The following is a 19,559-nucleotide window of genomic DNA, read 5'->3' as shown; positions in this document are numbered from 1 at the left end:
TCATTTTGTATTTTTCCAAAGGAGATGCAACCTATTGGTATGAAATCCATGGTAAAGGCATTCCCGTAGTCATGCTGCATGGTTTTACAGGAAGTACAGCCACATGGCGGCCTTTTGTGGAAGAGTGGGTTAAAATTGGCTATCAAGTCATCACGATTGATCTTCCTGGTCATGGGAAAACAGATACGGGATCACCAAGGTCTATGGAAAATTGCTGTGCAGACCTTTATGCACTCTTTCAATCATTGGAACTGGAACCGTTTCACCTGCTCGGCTATTCGATGGGCGGGCGCACAGCACTTTCTTATGCCATGTTTTATCCGGAAACGGTGCGCTCGCTGATGTTGGAAAGCACTTCACCCGGTTTGGCCGGAGAAGAAGAACGGAAAGTGAGAAAGGAAAATGACGAAATGCTTGCCCGGAAAATCGTACGTGAGGGTGTCAGCTCCTTTGTAGATATCTGGCAGGATCTTCCGCTTTTTTCTTCTCAAAAGAGCCTGTCTGAAGAGAAACAGGAAATGATTCGCTCTGAACGGCTTTCCCAATCTGCAGAAGGTTTAGCCGAATCGTTGCTTAGTATGGGTACAGGGAGTCAGCCATCATGGTGGGATCAGCTGGGGAATTTGGAAAAACCAGTATTATTGATTGTCGGGGAGCTTGATCAAAAGTTTGTTGAGATTAACAAAAAGATGCAAAAACAGCTCAAATCAGGTAATATGATTGTATGTGAGCATGCAGGACATGCAGTTCACGTGGAAAAACCCGAATCTTTTGATAGAATAGTTACAGAGTTCATGGAGATCCATAACTGATTATGGAGACTGACTACATATTGACAATAATGGAGGGGAATTATATTGGCTGTAGAATGGAAAAAAGCTAAAAACTACGAAGAAATTATTTATGAAAAATATGATGGTGTCGCAAAAGTAACCATCAACCGTCCGGAAAAACGTAATGCATTTACACCGCTTACAGTAAAGGAACTGATTGATGCTTTCTCGGATGCACGGGATGACTCTTCAATCGGGGTAATCGTTCTTGCTGGTGAAGGAGATAAAGCATTCTGTTCGGGTGGAGACCAGTCCGTACGTGGACATGGTGGCTATGTTGGAACAGATAGTATCCCCCGCTTGAACGTATTGGATTTGCAAACGTTAATCCGCAAGATACCAAAGCCGGTTATCGCTATGGTTTCCGGATATGCAATCGGTGGCGGACACGTATTGCATGTAGTCTGTGACTTAACGATCGCGGCAGACAATGCCATTTTCGGACAGACCGGACCTAAAGTAGGCAGCTTTGATGCCGGTTATGGAGCAGGTTACCTTGCACGTATTGTCGGTCATAAACGTGCACGTGAAATCTGGTACCTGTGCCGTCAGTACAATGCGGAGGAAGCCTATGAAATGGGCTTGGTCAATAAAGTAGTACCACTGGATCAGCTTGAAGACGAAACCTTGCAATGGTGTGATGAGATCTTAGAGAAGTCACCGACAGCACTCCGCTTCCTGAAAGCATCCTTCAATGCTGATACAGATGGTCTTGCAGGTCTGCAGCAACTGGGTGGAGACGCTACATTGCTTTATTACACTTCAGATGAGGCAAAAGAAGGCCGCGACGCCTTCAAAGAGAAAAGAAAACCGAACTTCAAACAGTTTCCGCGTTTTCCGTGATCTCCAAGATTGTTCAAGATACGAAAAACCTTTGCTTAAACTTGGCAAAGGTTTTTCGTTTAGCAAGTAAGAAAGTATGAACTTTCTTATTTGCATAAGTGCAACTAAGGCATTCGCCGAAAAGGCTTGGCGCATGCCAAGTTTTCTAATTAGGTCAGCATAGAATGAAATGTGAGATAATAAACGTCAACCCCGACAATTATCCATTAAAGAGAAAGGAAATCATCATGGCAGAAATTATTCCACATTGGTTAACGAAACAGGCAGATTTGGCTCCAGAAGCAATTGCTATTGAGCTCGATGACGGATCGGAAATCTCATTTAAGGAATTAAAAGAAAGAAGTCAGCGTTTTGCCAAAAAGCTTGCACGGCTGGAAGTCAGGGAAGGCAGTCATATTGGGATTCTGTCGACGAACGACATTCGAATGATTGTGGCCATTCATGCGTTGAGTTATCTTGGTGCAGTGGGTGTGCTTTTAAACACACGTCTTACCGATGAAGAGATTAATTACCAGGTAAGGGACGCAGAAGTATCCATCCTATTGACAGCGGACGGGCTGAAGCGAGACACCACTGCGATCGAAGTGAACGAAATTCAATCTTTCTCCGAAGTTGAAACACTGACAGAAAAGGACCTCCCCTTAAAATCAGAGCTTCACTTAGATGATACCTTTACGATAATCTATACGTCAGGTACCACAGGCTTTCCAAAAGGTGTCATCCATACATATGGCAATCATTGGTGGAGTGCAATTGGTTCAGCATTGAATCTCGGACTGAATAAGGAAGATAAATGGCTGATTCCATTGCCGATTTTTCATGTGAGTGGCTTATCGACAACGATAAAAAGTGTTATTTATGGAATGCCGCTATATCTTCTGGAAAAATTTGATGTTGAAGACGTCCATCAGGCAATTATGGAAAAAGGCGTAACGATTATATCTGTTGTTACTTTAATGGTCCAGCGTCTGATCGACCAACTCGGAGAAGACAGGTACCCAGACACATTGCGTTGCATGCTGCTTGGCGGAGGACCAGCTCCAAAGCCTATGCTGGAACTGGCGAAGGTTAAAAATATCCCTGTTTTTCAATCGTATGGCATGACAGAAACAGCTTCACAAATAGTCACCCTAAGTCCTAAGGATGCTCTTGAAAAACTCGGTTCGGCCGGAAAACCGCTATTCCCTGCCCAGCTGAGAATTTCAGGAAAAGCTAGTGGTCATGTAGGCGAAATACAAGTTAAGGGTCCAATGGTAACGAGAGGTTATTTCAAAAATAATGAAGCGAATGAGAAAGCAATGGATAACGGATGGCTTTCGACAGGAGATTTGGGCTACCTTGATGAGGAAGGATACTTATATGTGGTCGATCGCCGTAATGATTTGATTATTTCCGGCGGGGAGAACATATACCCATCGGAAATTGAAAGTGTCTTGAGCGGTATGGAGCAAATTCGTGAAGTTGGTGTGGCAGGCAAGCCGCATGACATTTGGGGGCAGGTACCTGTTGCTTTTGTTGTGAAAAGACAGGAAGTCTCACGCGAGGAAATTATCAGCTATGCAGCTGAACGCCTGGCAAAATATAAACTACCGAAAGAGATTCACTTTGTGAAGGAGCTTCCGCGTAACGCTTCAAATAAATTGATGCGCAATAAACTAATCACCTAATTTCATGGTTTCGAAAAGGCTCCCTTAAGGTATATATAGGTATAATCTTGAAGGGAGCTTGTATATATGAACAATTTTATGGACCAGTACTTCTCAGTCAGTTTTATGCAAGGACTGCAAAATTTCGTTATTGCCCTGCTAGTTTTATTAGTAGGCTGGCTGATCGCCAAAGCAATAGGCAGTGCAGTGGAGAAGGCATTGAAAAAAACGGATTGGGACGACAAATTAATCAACAGATTCCGTACAAGTGATAAACCGGTAAATTCAGCCAGAATCATCGGAAAAGTGGTTTATTACATACTTCTTTTAGTTGTATTCATCCTGTTCTTTAATGTACTCAACCTGAATATGATTGCAAATCCACTATCTGATCTTATTTCAACGTTCTTAAGATTCATTCCGGCAGTTTTAGGAGCAGCACTAATTCTTCTGTTGGCATGGATTGTAGCGAGCATTGCCCAATGGTTGATTGTTGAAGGAAGCAGAAAAATTAATCTGCAAAATTTATTCTTCAAGATGAAAGTTGCAAAAACCGAAGAAGAAATACAAAGGTATACACATACATTAGGTAGGATAGTTTTTTATTTGATTCTATTATTGTTTATCCCGGGAGTTCTCGATGCACTGAATATCAAAGGGGTAGCAGAACCGTTCAGTGGCTTACTGGCAACTATTCTTGGATTTATTCCGAAACTGATTGCTGCTGCCATTATTTTTGCAGTAGGTTGGTTTGTAGCTAAAATTGTAAAAAATATCGTAACAAATCTTCTCCAGGCAGCTGGCTCCGAAAAATTGATCGCTCGTTTAAAGCTTTCCAAATTATTTGAAGGAACAAGCTTTGCTGCATTTGTCGGTAATATAGTCTTCATTTTGATTTTGATTCCCATCACGATTGCAGCGCTTGAGCAGCTGGAACTAAGAGGAATTACAGATCCTGCCATCGACATGCTAAACACCGTAATGAACATGATTCCAAACATTCTTGTTGCAATCGCACTTGTACTGATAGGTGTATGGCTAGGTAAACTGATTGGTGGGTTCATTGAAGATTATCTGCAGAGGCTAGGGTTTGACCGTCTTTCGGCCAAATTCAATGTCAGCAGTACACAGGCTGCAGCCAACAGGATGACACCTTCTGCCATCGCTGGCTATATCGTCCAGATTCTGATTGTCTTTTTCCTGACTGTACAGGCACTGAATCTTGTGCAACTGGACTTCCTTGTAGGAATCGCAACTGCAATCACAGCTTATATTCCACATGTACTGGCTGCCGTACTGATTCTTGGAGCAGCAATACTGCTGGGGAACATTGTCCAAAAGCTATTGAAAAATATTCTTGATGGTCCTGCCTCAAATGCACTTGCAGGCTTTGCGAAATATGCAATCCTTGTGATCGCGGCATTTATGGCTTTAACCCAGCTTGGAATTGCACCATCAATTGTTAATGCTGCATTTATCCTGATTCTTGGAGGCCTTGCCCTTGCATTCGGTCTTGCGTTCGGGCTTGGAGGAAAAGATTTCGCCAGCAAATACTTGCGAAAGTTTGACAATACAATTGATGAAACATCATTTAAACAACAAGAAGCAAAAAATACGGATTTATCCGATTTAATGGAAGATAGTGAGGTAAATCCAACGAAACATACGGAGCAATCCATTGATGATATTGATCCATTAAATAACATTGACGACACGGACCCATTACAGGACAATGATCCGGAGAAACCGTAAATAAAGTATCTTGAGAGCATCTGCCAAAACGAAGGCAGATGCTCTTTTTGGTTATTTTCCTGTAAATAAGCCAAATTAAAGGGAGGAGGTGCTTAGATTGGAAAAGGAAAAGTATTACGTAAATATCGGTACCGGGGAGATTTCTCAGATGGAATATCAAAATAATGATGAGTTTGTCATCTATGCAAGTATGGAAGATATAGCATTACTGAGATCAAAAATGGAAAATATGCATGGTGCAAGTTTTGACTCCTTTATTCGTGCCCATATCCCAATCGTTCCATACCATAATGATACAGCCAATGACGAGTATGACGATAACCTGACAGAAGCATATAGGATGGTGTATGAGCTTGGAGATAATCAAACAAAAGCTCATATAAAATCAATGGGAATTTTGTCGGACAATCATATGTAGAAAAATTATAGAATATAATTGGAAAAAAGTGTTTGATAGTTGTTTAACCTCTTGGGATTTAAGGAATAGAAAACATACAGAACACTTTAAATTAACAACCGGGGGGTTTAACATGACTAAGCAAGCCAAAAAAGGCTTAAAATGGATAATTACAAGTGGAATCGTCGCTATGTTTGTTCTTATAGGCACTGTGATAGATAGAGAACTGGTGCTTGCAAAAGATCACCAGCAAATTGAACTTTCAACTATAAAGGAAAATAAAGAAGTAATTGCAGATAATGCAGAATTACAGCACGACGATGTGATTCATTTAANTGCGATTCATCTGTCAAGCTGGTTAGGAAAAGAAGTAGAACTTCCAGTGGATGAAGAAGTTTACCTAGCAGAGTTGAACAAACGAATTGAAGAAGAAAAACAAAATCAGTAAAATGTTTTTTTTAAAATGTGGATTGGGGAAATCAGGTTTTGTTACCTTTGTTTCTCCAATCCATATTAAAGGAGGAACAACCAATGCTTAAAGTAGCAGTTATTGGTCTTGGAGACATTTCTAAAATTCATCTACCTATCATCCAGGAAAGTCAACATGCAGAATTAGTAGCAGTATGCGATATAGACAAATCATTTAAAGATTCTTTTTCAGGAGTAAATTTTTATACAGACTATAATGAAATGCTAGATCAGGAATCGTTGGATTGTGTCCATATTTGTTTGCCGCACCATCTCCATTATCCTGCTACAAAAGCTTGTGTCGAAAAAGGTGTACATGTTCTTCAGGAAAAACCATTAGCCAGAAATGCAGAAGAAGGTATGTCTATAGTTGATTTAGAAGAACAATACAAAGATGTTAAAATCTGTGTTAGCTTTCAAAACAGGTTAAATGAAACTTTTGTGAAACTAAAAGAACTAGTCGATAGTGGAGAATACGGGGAAGTAACAGGACTAAAAGGATTAGTGACATGGTTCAGACCAAAATCCTATTATGATGAAAAGCCATGGAGGGGTCGGATGCGTGAAGCAGGTGGTGGCGTTATGATTAATCAAGCCATTCATACATTGGATCAGATGCAGTTAATAGGTGGAAAAATAGATACGATTCGAGGATCGATTGACAATCTATTTGATTATGGGTATGAGGTAGAAGATACAGCAACAGCAAACATTCAGTTTGAAAATGGTGCAACAGGTTTGTTCTTTTCAACCGTAACCAATGCCACTAACTCTTCTGTGGAATTTCAAGTTATTCTTGAAAAAGGAAAATTGACTATAAAAGATAGTGTCCTCACAAAAACGAATGAAGCAGGCAAAAAAGAAGAAATTATCGAGGACGAAAAACTCCCTGGCAGTAAATTCTACTATGGTGCAAGTCATTCTAAATTAATCAATCACTTCTATTCATGTATCGAAAATGATTCACAGGATTATATTCATGCGAAAGATGCCCAAATATCCATGGAAATGATTAGTGCTATTCGTAGGTCTTCTGAAATAAAACAAACGATTAATATGGAGGTATACAAATGACTAACGGCAAAATCGGTGTGCAAATGATGATGTTGAAGCAAAAAGTAGAAGAGCTTGGTGCATATGAAACCATGAAAAAACTGCACGACCTAGGTTTTGGAGCAGTTGAGGTTTCTCAAATTCCAATGACAGAAGAAAATGTAGCGGAGTTAAAAAGAGCCAGTGAAGCGTTTGATATTAAAATTGCAGCATTATCAGCTGGTTTAGAACAGATGTTTCCAGGTGCGCCTGGTGAAACCCTGACAAATGATTTCGATAAAATAGTTAAGGATTGTAAAACATTAAACTGTAATTTCATTCGTATTGGTATGTTACCTCTAAACATAATGGGTGACAAAGATCAGATAATGGCGTTTATTGAAAGAGCAGAAGTGATGGCAGAGCGTTTAGCAGAGCATGGAATTGAATTATACTATCATACCCATCACATTGAATTTCAAAAATATGATGGAGAATATCTACTGGATCTAATGAAAAATAACACGAAAAAATTAGGTTTCGAATTGGATGTACACTGGATTCAAAGAGCTGGTGTCAACCCAGTAGAATTTGTGAAAGAATATAAAGGCCGGATCTCACTACTTCATTTAAAAGATTACCGAATTGGTCAATTGGATGTAAATGAAGATGATTTAAAAGACATGGCGAAATTCTTCGCTAAATTCACAAATCTTATTGAATTTGCCGAGGTTGGTGAAGGTAACTTAGATATACCGGCTATCATGGAAGCGGGTCTTGAAAGTGGGGCACAATATTTCCTTATCGAACAAGATGATACGTATGGAATCGATCCATTTGAATGCCTGGAAACATCCGCCAGAAACTTAAGAGAACTAGGTTACGCAGACTGGTTTTAATGGAAAACGAAATATTAAGGAATAGGAACTAGTATCGAAGCTAGTTTCTATTTCCATTATTTTAAAAAAGGAGCGAATGAATTTGGGTAATAAAGATGGTATGAATTATGCACCTAAGGGAAAACCGAACCCGGTTGTTAAAGAGGGAGAATTTCAAATTGCTGCAGCGGCATTAGACCATGGACATATTTACGGGATGATTAATGGTTTGGTTGAGGCTGGAGCCACTTTAAAGTGGGTATTTGATCCAGATGTCAAGAAAGTAGAAGCGTTTGTTGAGAAATTTCCTGCAGTGCAAGTCGCAGAATCATTGGAACAGATATTAGGTGATGATGAGATAAGGCTCGTAGCGGCTGCAGCTATCCCTTCTGAGCGTAGTTCTTTAGGAAATAAAGTGATGCAAGCTGGCAAGGATTATTTTACAGATAAAACACCATTTACAACACTAGCGCAACTCGAAGAAACGAAAAAAGTAGTGGAACAAACTGGGCAGAAATATATGGTTTATTTCAGCGAACGACTGCATGTAGAAGGGGCTGTTTTTGCTGGGCAGCTTATTAAAGATGGGGTCATTGGGGATGTTATCCAAGTTACTGGATTTGGTCCGCATCGGTTGAATGCACCGAGTCGTCCTGATTGGTTCTTTAAGAAAGAACAATATGGTGGGATTCTTTGTGATATAGGCAGTCACCAAATTGAACAATTCTTATATTATACAGGAAATAAAAACGCAAAAGTTTTACACAGTAAAGTGGGAAATTACAATAATCCAGAATATCCAGAGCTAGAGGATTATGGTGACGCGACATTAGTCGGAGAGAATGGTGCAACATTTTATTTTAAAGTCGATTGGTTTACTCCAGATGGACTAAGTACATGGGGAGATGGCAGAACGTTCATTACAGGAACGGAAGGCACCATCGAGATTCGGAAGTATGTTGATGTCGCTCGTGAGGAATCAGGAGACCATCTTTATTTGGTAAATAAAGAGGGAGAAAAACATTATGAGTTATCTGGAAAAGTTGGCTTCCCGTTCTTTGGTGAGTTAATCAAAGATTGTCTAAATCGTACGGAAAAAGCTATGACACAAGAACATGCTTTCAAAGCAGCGGAATTATGTTTGAAAACACAGGAAGAAGCAATTGTCGTAACGAAATAACATGTATAAAAAACGGCCCAAAAATCATTGACTTGAATTTTTGGGTCGTTTTTTCTGTTGGAAGGATTTTGACGTGGTGTCAATAGATCTTGATTGGTTGTAATAGAATAGAAGCCCTTTACGAAGCAGGGAGTTTTACTACTATTATATTCCTACCTTTTCGCTAACTGCAGATGAATTACTATCTATGGTGAGCCTGATTTCTGGTACTTGAAAGAATCGCTGTATTGCAAGCGCACAGGCACCTAGCAGACATGCTTGATGGACAAGGTCAGAAAGCACGATTTCCCGGTATTGACTAACGGATGACGTAAGATTTTTTTCGATTTCCTCTATCACATTTGGATACATTTTCAGTAATTCACTATTTAAGACGATGGTGTCTGGGTTGTATAAATTAATGATATTATTTAATCCTATGGAAATATACTTGATGAACCCATCCATTAATTCAAGTGCAGCGGTGTCCTTTTTTTCTATAAGTTCCTTAACATCCCTATGTGTAAGTTGGCTATTATACATGTTATTTAGCTGTTCAAAAAAGCTAGGCTCGGAAGCATACCTTTCCCAGCAGCCATGATTGCCACATTTACAAGGTATACCATTTGGTGTGATGATCATATGCCCCATTTCCCCAGCATAACCATGGTATCCTCTATGGAGCTTGCCGTCGATGAAGATACCTGTACCAATGCCAGAGGTCAGTATAACGGTAAGTAAGTTATCGCTATCACTGTATTTATATACCCTTTCAGCATTGGATGATAGATTAGCATTATTATCCACGTATATATCTATATCGTTGATGTTATTTTCCAAATCCGCTTTTAAGTTTTTTTCATGCCACTGATATTTCGGCACAAATAAAAGGCTCTGATCTTTATTAACTGTTCCATGAACCCCCACGACAACACCAACTAATCCATAAATACTGTGGGAAAATTTATTTTTATAGTTTTTTATTTCTGTTATTAATAACTGGACGATATCATCATAATCCTCCGTTTTGGGTGTGATTGCACTGCTAAGAACCGTTTTTCCTTGCAGATTGCATACCGTAAATCGAATTTCATGGTAATCAAGGTCAACTCCCAGGACATATCCTGCAGTGCCGTTAATAGAAAGCATAATCGGTCTTCTTCCAATTGCATTGTGTTCCTGTAAAGTCTCACTGATAATCTCTTCTTCTAATAAGTCAGCAACTTGGACAGAAATGGTTGCTTTATTTAACCCGGTAATTTTTGATAATTTAGCTCTTGAGACCATGCCATGCTCGATAATATTCTTTAAAATGACACTCCGATTGATTTTTTTGATATAAGCACTTGCAACTGCAACCATCACCAGTATCCCCCTCGAGTAAATCTATTTTATTTGATCTATATTTTAATGAATTGATCGATTTCTGCAAGCCAAACTATAAAGCGCTTACAATCATTATATCAGAAAAATGGAATTTTAGTAGATTTATATGAATCAAGGCTCTATTAACCGTTTACCACAGAAAAATGTATAAACTGTATAGAAGTAACACGATATGTACAAAGTGTAGGTAGAGAAAGTGTCTGGGCCTTGTGTACCAAAAAATCCTTTTATTCTAGCAACCAATTAAACTTTTCAATTTAATATAAATTTTAAAAAAGTGGTTGACTTATGAAACGCTTACATATATTATTTACTTATAGATAATTTGTTTCGTTAACAAATTATCTCTATGTTGACTGAAAGTGTTTTAGTATACAAGAGAGGAAAGAAGATTGTTAATTTATAATCCGAACATCTAAGATATGGAGTAAAAGGAGCAATAGTATCAAGGTTTCCACCTGCCTTTTTCGGAATCTTGCGATATCAAAACTCTCCCCATTTACAAACAAGGTGGAAAATATATTTCATCTGAAAAACAGATTATGGTCAGCAATATTATAGAGCAAGATTATTTGCTTTTAATAATATAGCCGCTATAAATAGTTTTCATTTTAGGCTTAATAATTGGATTATATAAGAATTGAATTTTAGAAGTTAATTGTAAGGGCTTTCTATATGCTTCATTCATTTAAAAGAGGAGGAAATAGTATGACTACAGCAGTGGAAAATGACAAAAAGTATAATAGAGCGAAATTATGGCAAATCGGGTTATTTGCATTAAATAATGCAGCAACCAATCTTTATATGTTTATTCTATTATTCGTATCCTATTATGCAGCAGGGGTGGCAGGGCTGACCGTTGCGATTGTAAGTAGTATATTAATGTTCATGCGGATATTTGATGGGATTACAGATCCAATTGTAGGTTTCATTATTGATAAGACAGAATCAAAATTTGGTAAGTTCAGACCGATGATGATATTGGGTAATAGTCTCTTAGCGACTTCCATTATTTTAATGTATAGCATTACACATAATCTTCCAGCACAATATCAATTGATTTTCTTTATTTTAACTTATGCTCTTTATGTTATCGGTTACACTTTACAAACAGCTGTTACGAAAGCTGCCCAAACAGTTTTAACAAACGATCCAAAACAAAGACCACTATTTGCTGTTTTTGATGGGATTTATGTTACGGTTATCTTTACATTAGGTCAAGTTTATGTTGCCTCCTATCTAATGGGGAAATATGGCGATTTTACCATAGGATTGTTTACAGAGTTGAATACGTTAGCTATTATCGTAGCAGCAACTTGTACCATCTTAGCTGTTATCGGTATTTCTGGAAAAGACCGTAAAGAATTCTATGGTTTAGCCGATTTAAATGTAAATACAAGATTCCGTGATTACTGGCCCATTTTGAAAGGTAATAAACCTTTACAATTACTTGTTACTGCAGTTACTGTAGATAAATTAGCTTTTAGCTTATTAAGACAGTCGGTTGTTATTGTTATGGTATTTGGTATTCTAATGGGAAACTATGCACTTAGCGGTACGATCTCTCTAATTACCACGGTACCGACATTATTAATTGTATTTGCTGCAGTAGCAGTTGCCAGAAAAAAAGGAATGAGAAAATCATTTATCATAGCAACATGGATAGCATTTCTATCTTTAGCAGGTTTATTTGCACTATTCTTAATCGTAGATCCTTCAACAATGTCAAGTGGAGTAAGTGTTGGATTAGTAGCATTTGTCATTCTTTACACGTTAGCGATAGGATTTGGACAGATTCCTTCTACATTGGTAAACCCAATGATTGCAGACGTTTCTGACTATGAAACATATAAATCAGGTCGCTACGTACCAGGAATGTTAGGAACATTGTTCTCCTTTGTTGATAAATTAATTACGTCCTTAGCACCAGCTATCATTGGATTGGGTGTTGCATTGATTGGATTTAATAATGCGTTTCCTACAGTTAATGATCCATTAACTACACCATTATTCTGGATGACATTAGCCTTGGCGTTTGGATTGCCAGCATTGATGTTGATTATCTCGATAACCTGTATGAAATTCTATAAACTAGATGATAAGAGAATGGAAGAAATTCAAACAGAGTTAGCAAGATTAAAAGAAGAGGGTAAGATTGAAGATAGTGAAATAGAGGCAATCTAAATCGCATAAACTGTAATCACTTTAATGTAAGTGGTTGCAGTTTATTTTTTTGCTTCAGAAAGTAAAGCTAGTAGTGAATATAAGGTAGCTCAGGGGCGTTTTCCTTGTCCGGTCGGTGGATTAATTGTTTAATTCAATTAGTTATTCAGGGGAAATTGGTTTTTAATTGATTTTCAAAATAACTATAAAGGTTAGGTCTAAATAGCTACTAGTTAGATGTGCAGTACTCCACCTTTTACCTTGCAAGTTTTGTAATAGGGTCAGGTACCGCTTTTTGCCTTAATCGGTTAATGGGTTAGTCGAATTCTGCCAGGTCTAATGATTGTAATATAAAGGAAAAGAAGGAAGTGTTACCTGTCCTGTCAGCGTGGGAATGAAAGTCTAAATACGATGGAAAATCTGTGGAAAGGAAGTTCATCAAGGCGATGAAGGTCAAAGTGAAAAGGAAAAACAGTAGGAAAGAAGTTCATCAAGGCGATGAAGGTCAAAGTGAAAAGGAAAAACAGTAGGAAAGAAGTTCATCAAGGCGATGAAGGTCAAAGTGAAAAGGAAAAACAGTAGGAAAGAAGTTCATCAAGGCGATGAAGGTCAAAGTGAAAAGGAAAAACAGTAGGAAAGAAGTTCATCAAGGCGATGAAGGTCAAAGTGAAAAGGAAAAACAGTAGGAAAGAAGTTCATCAAGGCGATGAAGGTCAAAGTGAAAAGGAAAAACAGTAGGAAAGAAGTTCATCAAGGCGATGAAGGTCAAAGTGAAAAGGAAAAACAGTAGGAAAGAAGTTCATCAAGGCGATGAAGGTCAAAGTGAAAAGGAAAAACAGTAGGAAAGAAGTTCATCAAGGCGATGAAGGTCAAAGTGAAAAGGAAAAACAGTAGGAAAGAAGTTCATCAAGGCGATGAAGGTCAAAGTGAAAAGGAAAAACAGTAGGAAAGAAGTTCATCAAGGCGATGAAGGTCAAAGTGAAAAGGAAAAACAGTAGGAAAGAAGTTCATCAAGGCGATGAAGGTCAAAGTGAAAAGGAAAAACAGTAGGAAAGAAGTTCATCAAGGCGATGAAGGTCAAAGTGAAAAGGAAAAACAGTAGAAAAGAAGTTCATCGTGGTGATGAAGTTCAAAGTGAAAAGGAAAAACAGTAGAAAAGAAGTTCATCGTGGTGATGAAGATCAAAGAGAGAAGGAAAAACAGTAGAAAAGAAGTTCATCGTGGTGATGAAGATCAAAGAGAGAAGGAAAAACAGTAGAAATAATCTTCATCAAGGCGAAGAAAATCAAAAAGCAAAGGAAATGCTCTGGAAATGATGTTAATCTAGACGATGAAGGTTAAAGTGCAATTGAAAATCTGGAAAAGAACCTTCAACGCAAAANCCCGGTATCATTAGTCTCTTTACCACTACGGTATATGCACTCTCCTGTTGAAACGGCGAGCATAAAAGATATGGAAGAGGAAATCGATCTGCTCGTAACGATGATTGCCAATATGACTGGCGAAGAAAGTCTAAATCCATTGGAAGATTAAATACGATGAAGTGAAAATAGCCGGCAAGTCCTGAATCAGGGATTTACCGGCTGATCACACTTACTAGGTATAAAACGCTATACATATTATTGTAATGGATATAATGAACCGCTTATGAATTATATCCAACTACTTATGTTCAGGTATGTATACCTGGTTTTCCAAAGAAAAGAAAACATAAAGAAACTTTGAATGTAATCTTTAGGATAATTTAATCATTTTTAAGGCGTGGATATAAGGAAAAAAGTACCTTAATGGAAATAAACTCACCTATGCCAACAATCTGTTTGAACATAAGCGAATGGGAAGAGCAAAAGAGTTTGAAAAGAACAGGGAAAAAATACTACAATATTCCTGTTTTAGAAAATTCAGAATAGTGTTGACATGAATCGACAGGCTTTCATCTATCAATCTACTATACTTGCACCAACAGCATGAGTTTGTAATATACACCGCAATGGCTCGAGACTCGACATGATTATGTTGCAGAGGGGGGTTACGGTGTTTTTCACATGTCCAAATGTCGAATAGCCAGCTGGAAAATGTAAGGCTTTACAAATCGAGAGGAGGAAACAATGTGAGACGGAAGAAAAAACGTCAAGTAAAAGCATTCAGTATTGCGGCAGCAGTATTAATGACATTCTCATTCATTGCTCCAAGTGCCGTTCTTGCGCAATCTGGCGACAAAGCGCATCACTCTTTAAATGATACTCTTAACGTAACAGAGGCAAAAGTGAGTGATCGGCTACAGACACAATTTACAGACAATGAAAAAGTGACATTCCTTGTAAAATTCCATGAAAAAGCAGATGTTGAAAAAGTGGCGAATAATGCTAAAGCAAGTGCCGATAGGGCGAACCTTTCCGCACAAAAAGCGGAACATATTCAACGATCTGCTGTCATTGCAGAGTTGAAATCCATTTCTTTAACATCCCAGCAGAATGTAATCGAATATGTGGAGGAGGAAGTGGAAAAAGGGAACGCAGAAGATCTCCAGTCTTTTCATATTGTCAATGGTTTGGCGGTAACTGCAACTAGAGAAGTAGCAGAAAAAATTGCTGCTTTTACCGAAGTTGAGAAAATCCTGCCAAATGAAACGCGCGAGGTTTCTGCAGTAACTGTTTCAGAAGAAGCGGAAACACCAAACTCGGAAATCGCTAACGTGGAATGGAATGTGGAACGCGTTGGGGCGCCTGGAGTATGGGATATGGGAATTGATGGTACAGGGACTGTTGTAGCAAGTATCGATACGGGAGCACAGTTTGATCATCCCGGACTTGCTGAACAATATCGCGGCTATGACGCAGCAACCGGTGAAGTAGATCATACGTACAGCTTTTTCGATGCTGTAAATGGGCAAACGCCTGCTTATGACGACCATGGGCACGGTACACATGTAACCGGTACAATGGTAGGAAGTGAGCCGGATGGTTCCAATCAGGTCGGTGTCGCTCCTGGAGCCAAATGGATCTCTGTTAAAGGATTAAATGCGGCTGGCAGTGGGACTGATGTAAATCTGATTGCTGGAGCAGAATGGTTACTGGCTCCAGGTGGAGATGCGACAAAGGCGCCCGATGTCGTCAATAACTCTTGGGGTGGAGGCCCTGGACTTGATGAATGGTACAGAGATGTTGTAATTGCATGGAGAGCAGCAGAAATATTCCCAGAGTTTTCTGCAGGTAATGGGACTCCTACTCCTGGATCAGTTGCTGCTCCATCAAACTATCCAGAGTCTTTTGCAACTGGAGCGACGGACATCAATGATGAACTGGCAAGCTTTTCATTAGTGGGACCCTCCCCGTATGATGAAATCAAACCGGACATTTCAGCACCTGGTGTAAATATTCGTTCTACGGTACCAGGAAGCGGTTATGAAGGTGGCTGGAATGGGACTTCCATGTCCGGTCCTGCTGTGTCTGGCGTAGTAGCTTTAATGAAACAGGCAAATGCTGGTCTGACTGTTGATAACCTGGAAGAGATTATCATGAATACAGCGACACCTTTAACAAACAGTCAATATACAGAATCCCCAAATAATGGTTTTGGATATGGCTTAGTTAATGGTTATGATGCTGTTTCCTCTTTAGTATCTGGTCTTGGTGTAATAGAGGGGCAAGTAACGAAAGAAGGGGAAGATACAGAAGCGCCAATTTTTGAACATGTGTCACCAATCGAAACGTATGAAGGAATGGATCTCGATTTATCGATCCAGGTTTCCGATAATATTAGTGTTGCTTCCGTAGAAGTTGTGTATGGGGAGGGACAATCGATTGAGGCAGGACGCGTCTCGGGAGATTACCAATCTGGTGAATATGCAGCTACTATTCCCGGTGAAGATATAACAGGTGATTCTTTCACATATCACTTTGTTATAAACGATTTCGGTAATAATGAAGTAATTACGGAAGACTATGTCGTAGCGGTTTATCCAGGAATCACTGTAGGATATTTTACAGACTTTGAGACGAACCCTGCAGGCTGGACAGTATTTGGCACAGATAATAACAGCTGGAATCACGGTATTCCAACTTCTGGTCCAGGTGAAGCATACTCAGGGGAATACGTCTATGCGACAAACACAGACGGAGCATATACGAACAATGAGGATTCAACGCTTATGATGCCCCCGATTGACTTACCTGAAGGAGAATCATATCTGCAGTTTAGTCATTGGTATAACATTGAAAGAAACTGGGATTATGGCCATGTTTACATTTCTACGGATCAGAATAGCTGGACACAGCTTCTCCGTATAACAGATGTAAATAATGAATGGGAAACGGTTGAAATCGATCTGTCTGAATATGCTGGTGATCGCGTATATATTGCGTTTAACCTGGATACGGATGGAAGTGTGCTCAGAGATGGATGGTATATTGATGATGTAGGATTGTCAGACACTTCACTGGAAATAGAAGAAGCTTCGTCAATTGGTGCAGTGGAAAACAGTACAAGTGATGTCATTAAAGAAGAAAAAGTAGACCCTGATAATATGCAGCCTAGCATGGCTGAAATTGAATCTTTATCATTAAGTGATGATGAAGGGATTCATCCGATGCTGCTTCCGTTGGGTGCGCAAGTAAGTGTGCTTGAAAGTGGACGTTCTGCAGCTACTAATCCAGCAAATGGGACCTATTCGTTTATGCATGCTGCTGGTGACTTTACGGTTGTTGCAGAAGCATATGGATTCGAGGCACAGGAGCAGTCCGTATCATTGGGTGAAGATGAAACGGTCGTTGCTGACTTTGTACTTGAAGAGCTGGAACAATCAACAATACGTGGAACAGTGACAAGCTCTAACTCTGGAAACCCGATTGAAGGAGCAACATTGCTGCTCGTTGAAGATGCGAATGTTACCCCTGTAGAAACCGATTCAGAAGGTAATTATGCATTAACTGGATACAATGGGACATATACACTGAAAGTAATGGCAAGAGACTTCCATGGTCAGGAAATTGAAATAGAACTTGACGAGGATTTCGACTTAAATATCGAACTTGACCCATTTTATACAGTCCCAGGCGGGGAAATTGGCTATGACGACGGAACAGCAGAAAATGCCCGTGCATTTTATGATGCCGGAAACGGTTGGGCCGTGAAAATGTCCTTACCGGATAATGAGGAATCTGCGATTGTAACAGATGGTGTGTTCCAATTCCATGGTACAGACTGGCCAAATCCTGGTGGAACAGAGTTCGCTGTTGAAGTATGGGATGCTGCAGGATCTGATGGAACTCCTGGGCAAAGAATTGCAGGACCTTTTGATGCGACAGCCGTAAGAAGCCTGGACGAATGGACCGTTGTCGACTTAAGAGAGCATTCCATCCAGGTTGAAGGCGATTTCTATATGGTTTATATGCAGACGGATCCGCACCCATATGCACCTGGCTTGGCTACAGATGAAAATGGGACAAATGCGGGACGCAGTTATCAGTATGTTGGCGGAGCATGGTCACAATCACCTGCATCCGAAGGTAACTACATGATCCGTGCACGTGTGGCATATGGAGTGGAAGATTCTGTAATTACCTCGCCGGCAGATGGTCTTGTAACAAATGATGCTGCAGTTACTGTGGAAGGAACAGCATCTTCAACAACAACTGTCAAATTACTGAACAATGGAACTGAAGTTGGTACTGCTGAGGTTGGTGATGAGGGTACTTTTGCTATTCCAACAGAACTAACAGAAGGGGAAAATGAATTTACCGCAGTAACCGTAGTGAATGGTGAAGATGCAACAACATCAGAAGCAGTTACCGTTACACTCGATACGGTTTCACCTGAACTTACAGTCGATAGCCCACTGGACGGGAACATGACGAATCGTGAAACCGTTACTGTTGAAGGAACTGTTTCAGATGAGCATCTTGAGTCTGTAGAGGTTAACGGCCAAGATGCATCCTTTACAGACGGCAGCTACTCGAAACGCCTGATTCTTGAAGAAGGTGAGAATGTAATTGAAGTAGTTGCTGTTGATGCGGCAGGAAACACAACAGCAGAGACAATAACAATTGCTGCAGACTACACGGCACCTGCAATCGAGAACCTGGTTCCGTCTGAAGATCAACAGCTTGAAGCAGGTCAAACAGTCGCAATAGAGTTTGATAGTGAATCAGGCCTGACTGCCACATTTGCAGTGCATATGCCATTAACCAATCTAGGAGGCAACCTTTCCAATGTAACTGATTTACCATTAACGGAAACATCTGAGGGACATTATGTCGGATATTGGACTGTACCTGGCAATATCGTGGCAGATGGTGCTGTCATCGAAGTAACAGCTGTTGACGATTTCGGTAATGAAACACGTGAACAGGCTGAAGGTAAATTGTATATTGGTGAAGAAGATAGCGGCAAAGGAAAAGGAAAAGATAAGGGCAAGGGCAGAGGTAACGGTAAGTAAAACTTATTTACCATAATCTGATAGACGGTGCAGAGGTGAAACAGCCTCTGTACTTTTTATATTATGTAAAACGACAAATCCCCTAAGGTGACCTCTTACGAACTTGTAGTGACATATGACCTTCCTGATAACTGGAAACACATTATGAAATGAAAAATCCACCCCTACCATCAGTAAGGGTGGATTTGTGTATTATTCCTCTTCTTCAACTAAGTTTCTTGCAATTGGCATTACTTCCAGTCTTTCTTCCGGAATCGGTTTGCCCGATTTCTCACTGAGACCGTAAGTGCCGTCTTCAATTCGCCCAAGCGCATCTTCAATTTCTTTTAATCGATCCTGGCGCATGAGATCCAATCCGGCATCACGCTGCTGCTCGAATTGTTCGGTACCCATATCTGCTGGGTGGTTATCGTAGTCAGCAAGTTCCTGGATGGACTCATTTGGCCCGTTCTTGCCGTTGGGTTCCATTTCCTGTTCTGTATCCTTTTTCATTTGCAATAGTTTTTCTTTAAAATATGCAAGCTTTTCTTTGCTGAGTTGATTGCTCATAATCTCATCCTTCCTTT

The 19,559-nt window shown here is 39.7% G+C and carries 12 protein-coding genes and 1 pseudogene; 11 read left to right on the top strand and 2 right to left on the bottom strand.

Features of this window, described 5'->3' with window-relative positions; translation table 11 throughout:
* Positions 1–5 precede the first annotated feature (5 nt).
* The 8 genes from menH (at position 6) to A4245_RS03340 (ending at position 9,029) form a co-directional block, all read left to right on the top strand.
* The gene (gene menH, locus A4245_RS03380) at positions 6–812 is read left to right on the top strand and encodes a 2-succinyl-6-hydroxy-2,4-cyclohexadiene-1-carboxylate synthase (RefSeq protein WP_067725658.1); all 807 of its coding nucleotides are present in this window, start codon (positions 6–8) and stop codon (positions 810–812) included.
* A 45-nt stretch (positions 813–857) separates the two neighbouring features.
* Positions 858–1,676 (top strand): 1,4-dihydroxy-2-naphthoyl-CoA synthase, encoded by an 819-nt coding sequence (gene menB, locus A4245_RS03375; RefSeq protein WP_067725656.1) that lies wholly within the window; start codon positions 858–860, stop codon positions 1,674–1,676.
* Between the two features lie 227 nt (positions 1,677–1,903).
* Positions 1,904–3,343 (top strand): o-succinylbenzoate--CoA ligase, encoded by a 1,440-nt coding sequence (locus tag A4245_RS03370; protein WP_067725654.1) that lies wholly within the window; start codon positions 1,904–1,906, stop codon positions 3,341–3,343.
* A 66-nt stretch (positions 3,344–3,409) separates the two neighbouring features.
* Entirely contained in the window at positions 3,410–5,074 is a 1,665-nt protein-coding gene (locus A4245_RS03365; RefSeq protein WP_067725652.1) for a mechanosensitive ion channel, read from the top strand.
* Between the two features lie 97 nt (positions 5,075–5,171).
* Positions 5,172–5,492: a hydrolase gene (locus A4245_RS03360; protein ID WP_067725651.1), complete on the top strand. Its 321-nt coding sequence runs from the start codon at positions 5,172–5,174 to the stop codon at positions 5,490–5,492.
* A 510-nt stretch (positions 5,493–6,002) separates the two neighbouring features.
* Entirely contained in the window at positions 6,003–7,013 is a 1,011-nt protein-coding gene (locus A4245_RS03350) for a Gfo/Idh/MocA family protein (protein WP_067725676.1), read from the top strand.
* Entirely contained in the window at positions 7,010–7,870 is an 861-nt protein-coding gene (locus tag A4245_RS03345; protein ID WP_067725674.1) for a sugar phosphate isomerase/epimerase family protein, read from the top strand. The genes A4245_RS03350 and A4245_RS03345 overlap by 4 nt, the downstream gene beginning before the upstream one ends.
* A gap of 82 nt (positions 7,871–7,952) precedes the next feature.
* Positions 7,953–9,029 (top strand): Gfo/Idh/MocA family protein, encoded by a 1,077-nt coding sequence (locus A4245_RS03340; protein WP_157087646.1) that lies wholly within the window; start codon positions 7,953–7,955, stop codon positions 9,027–9,029.
* Positions 9,030–9,173: 144 nt separating this feature from the next.
* On the opposite strand, the gene A4245_RS03335 is transcribed toward A4245_RS03340, so the two are convergent.
* The gene (locus A4245_RS03335; protein WP_067725670.1) at positions 9,174–10,370 is read right to left on the bottom strand and encodes an ROK family protein; all 1,197 of its coding nucleotides are present in this window, start codon (positions 10,368–10,370) and stop codon (positions 9,174–9,176) included.
* Between the two features lie 732 nt (positions 10,371–11,102).
* On the opposite strand from A4245_RS03335, the gene A4245_RS03330 reads away from it, so the two are divergent.
* The 3 genes and pseudogenes from A4245_RS03330 (at position 11,103) to A4245_RS03325 (ending at position 18,993) form a co-directional block, all read left to right on the top strand.
* A complete protein-coding gene (locus A4245_RS03330) occupies positions 11,103–12,578 on the top strand; it encodes an MFS transporter (RefSeq protein ID WP_067725668.1) in 1,476 nt (491 codons plus the stop codon).
* Positions 12,579–13,939: 1,361 nt separating this feature from the next.
* A pseudogene (locus tag A4245_RS20005) lies at positions 13,940–14,090 on the top strand (M20/M25/M40 family metallo-hydrolase); the annotation flags it as partial.
* 577 nt (positions 14,091–14,667) lie between these two features.
* The gene (locus A4245_RS03325) at positions 14,668–18,993 is read left to right on the top strand and encodes a S8 family serine peptidase (protein WP_157087645.1); all 4,326 of its coding nucleotides are present in this window, start codon (positions 14,668–14,670) and stop codon (positions 18,991–18,993) included.
* A 192-nt stretch (positions 18,994–19,185) separates the two neighbouring features.
* Here the strand turns inward: A4245_RS03325 and A4245_RS03320 are convergent, their stop codons facing one another.
* Positions 19,186–19,542: a TraR/DksA C4-type zinc finger protein gene (locus tag A4245_RS03320; protein WP_067725666.1), complete on the bottom strand. Its 357-nt coding sequence runs from the start codon at positions 19,540–19,542 to the stop codon at positions 19,186–19,188.
* Between the last annotated feature and the right edge of the window lie 17 nt (positions 19,543–19,559).

It is taken from the genome of Oceanobacillus damuensis, from assembly GCF_001618145.1.
GTDB classification, from domain to species: domain Bacteria; phylum Bacillota; class Bacilli; order Bacillales; family Amphibacillaceae; genus Oceanobacillus; species Oceanobacillus damuensis.
Note: the sequence above shows the minus strand (reverse complement) of the source record. Positions and strands in the feature narration are given on the sequence as shown.

What these genes read in the sequence shown, in the direction of transcription:
- A4245_RS03370 (WP_067725654.1), top strand. Translation starts at nt 1,904, where the DNA reads ATGGCAGAAATTATTCCACATTGGTTAACGAAACAGGCAGATTTGGCT.
- A4245_RS03365 (WP_067725652.1), top strand. Translation starts at nt 3,410, where the DNA reads ATGAACAATTTTATGGACCAGTACTTCTCAGTCAGTTTTATGCAAGGA.
- A4245_RS03350 (WP_067725676.1), top strand. Translation starts at nt 6,003, where the DNA reads ATGCTTAAAGTAGCAGTTATTGGTCTTGGAGACATTTCTAAAATTCAT.
- A4245_RS03345 (WP_067725674.1), top strand. Translation starts at nt 7,010, where the DNA reads ATGACTAACGGCAAAATCGGTGTGCAAATGATGATGTTGAAGCAAAAA.
- A4245_RS03335 (WP_067725670.1), bottom strand. Translation starts at nt 10,370, where the DNA reads ATGGTTGCAGTTGCAAGTGCTTATATCAAAAAAATCAATCGGAGTGTC.
- A4245_RS03330 (WP_067725668.1), top strand. Translation starts at nt 11,103, where the DNA reads ATGACTACAGCAGTGGAAAATGACAAAAAGTATAATAGAGCGAAATTA.
- A4245_RS03320 (WP_067725666.1), bottom strand. Translation starts at nt 19,542, where the DNA reads ATGAGCAATCAACTCAGCAAAGAAAAGCTTGCATATTTTAAAGAAAAA.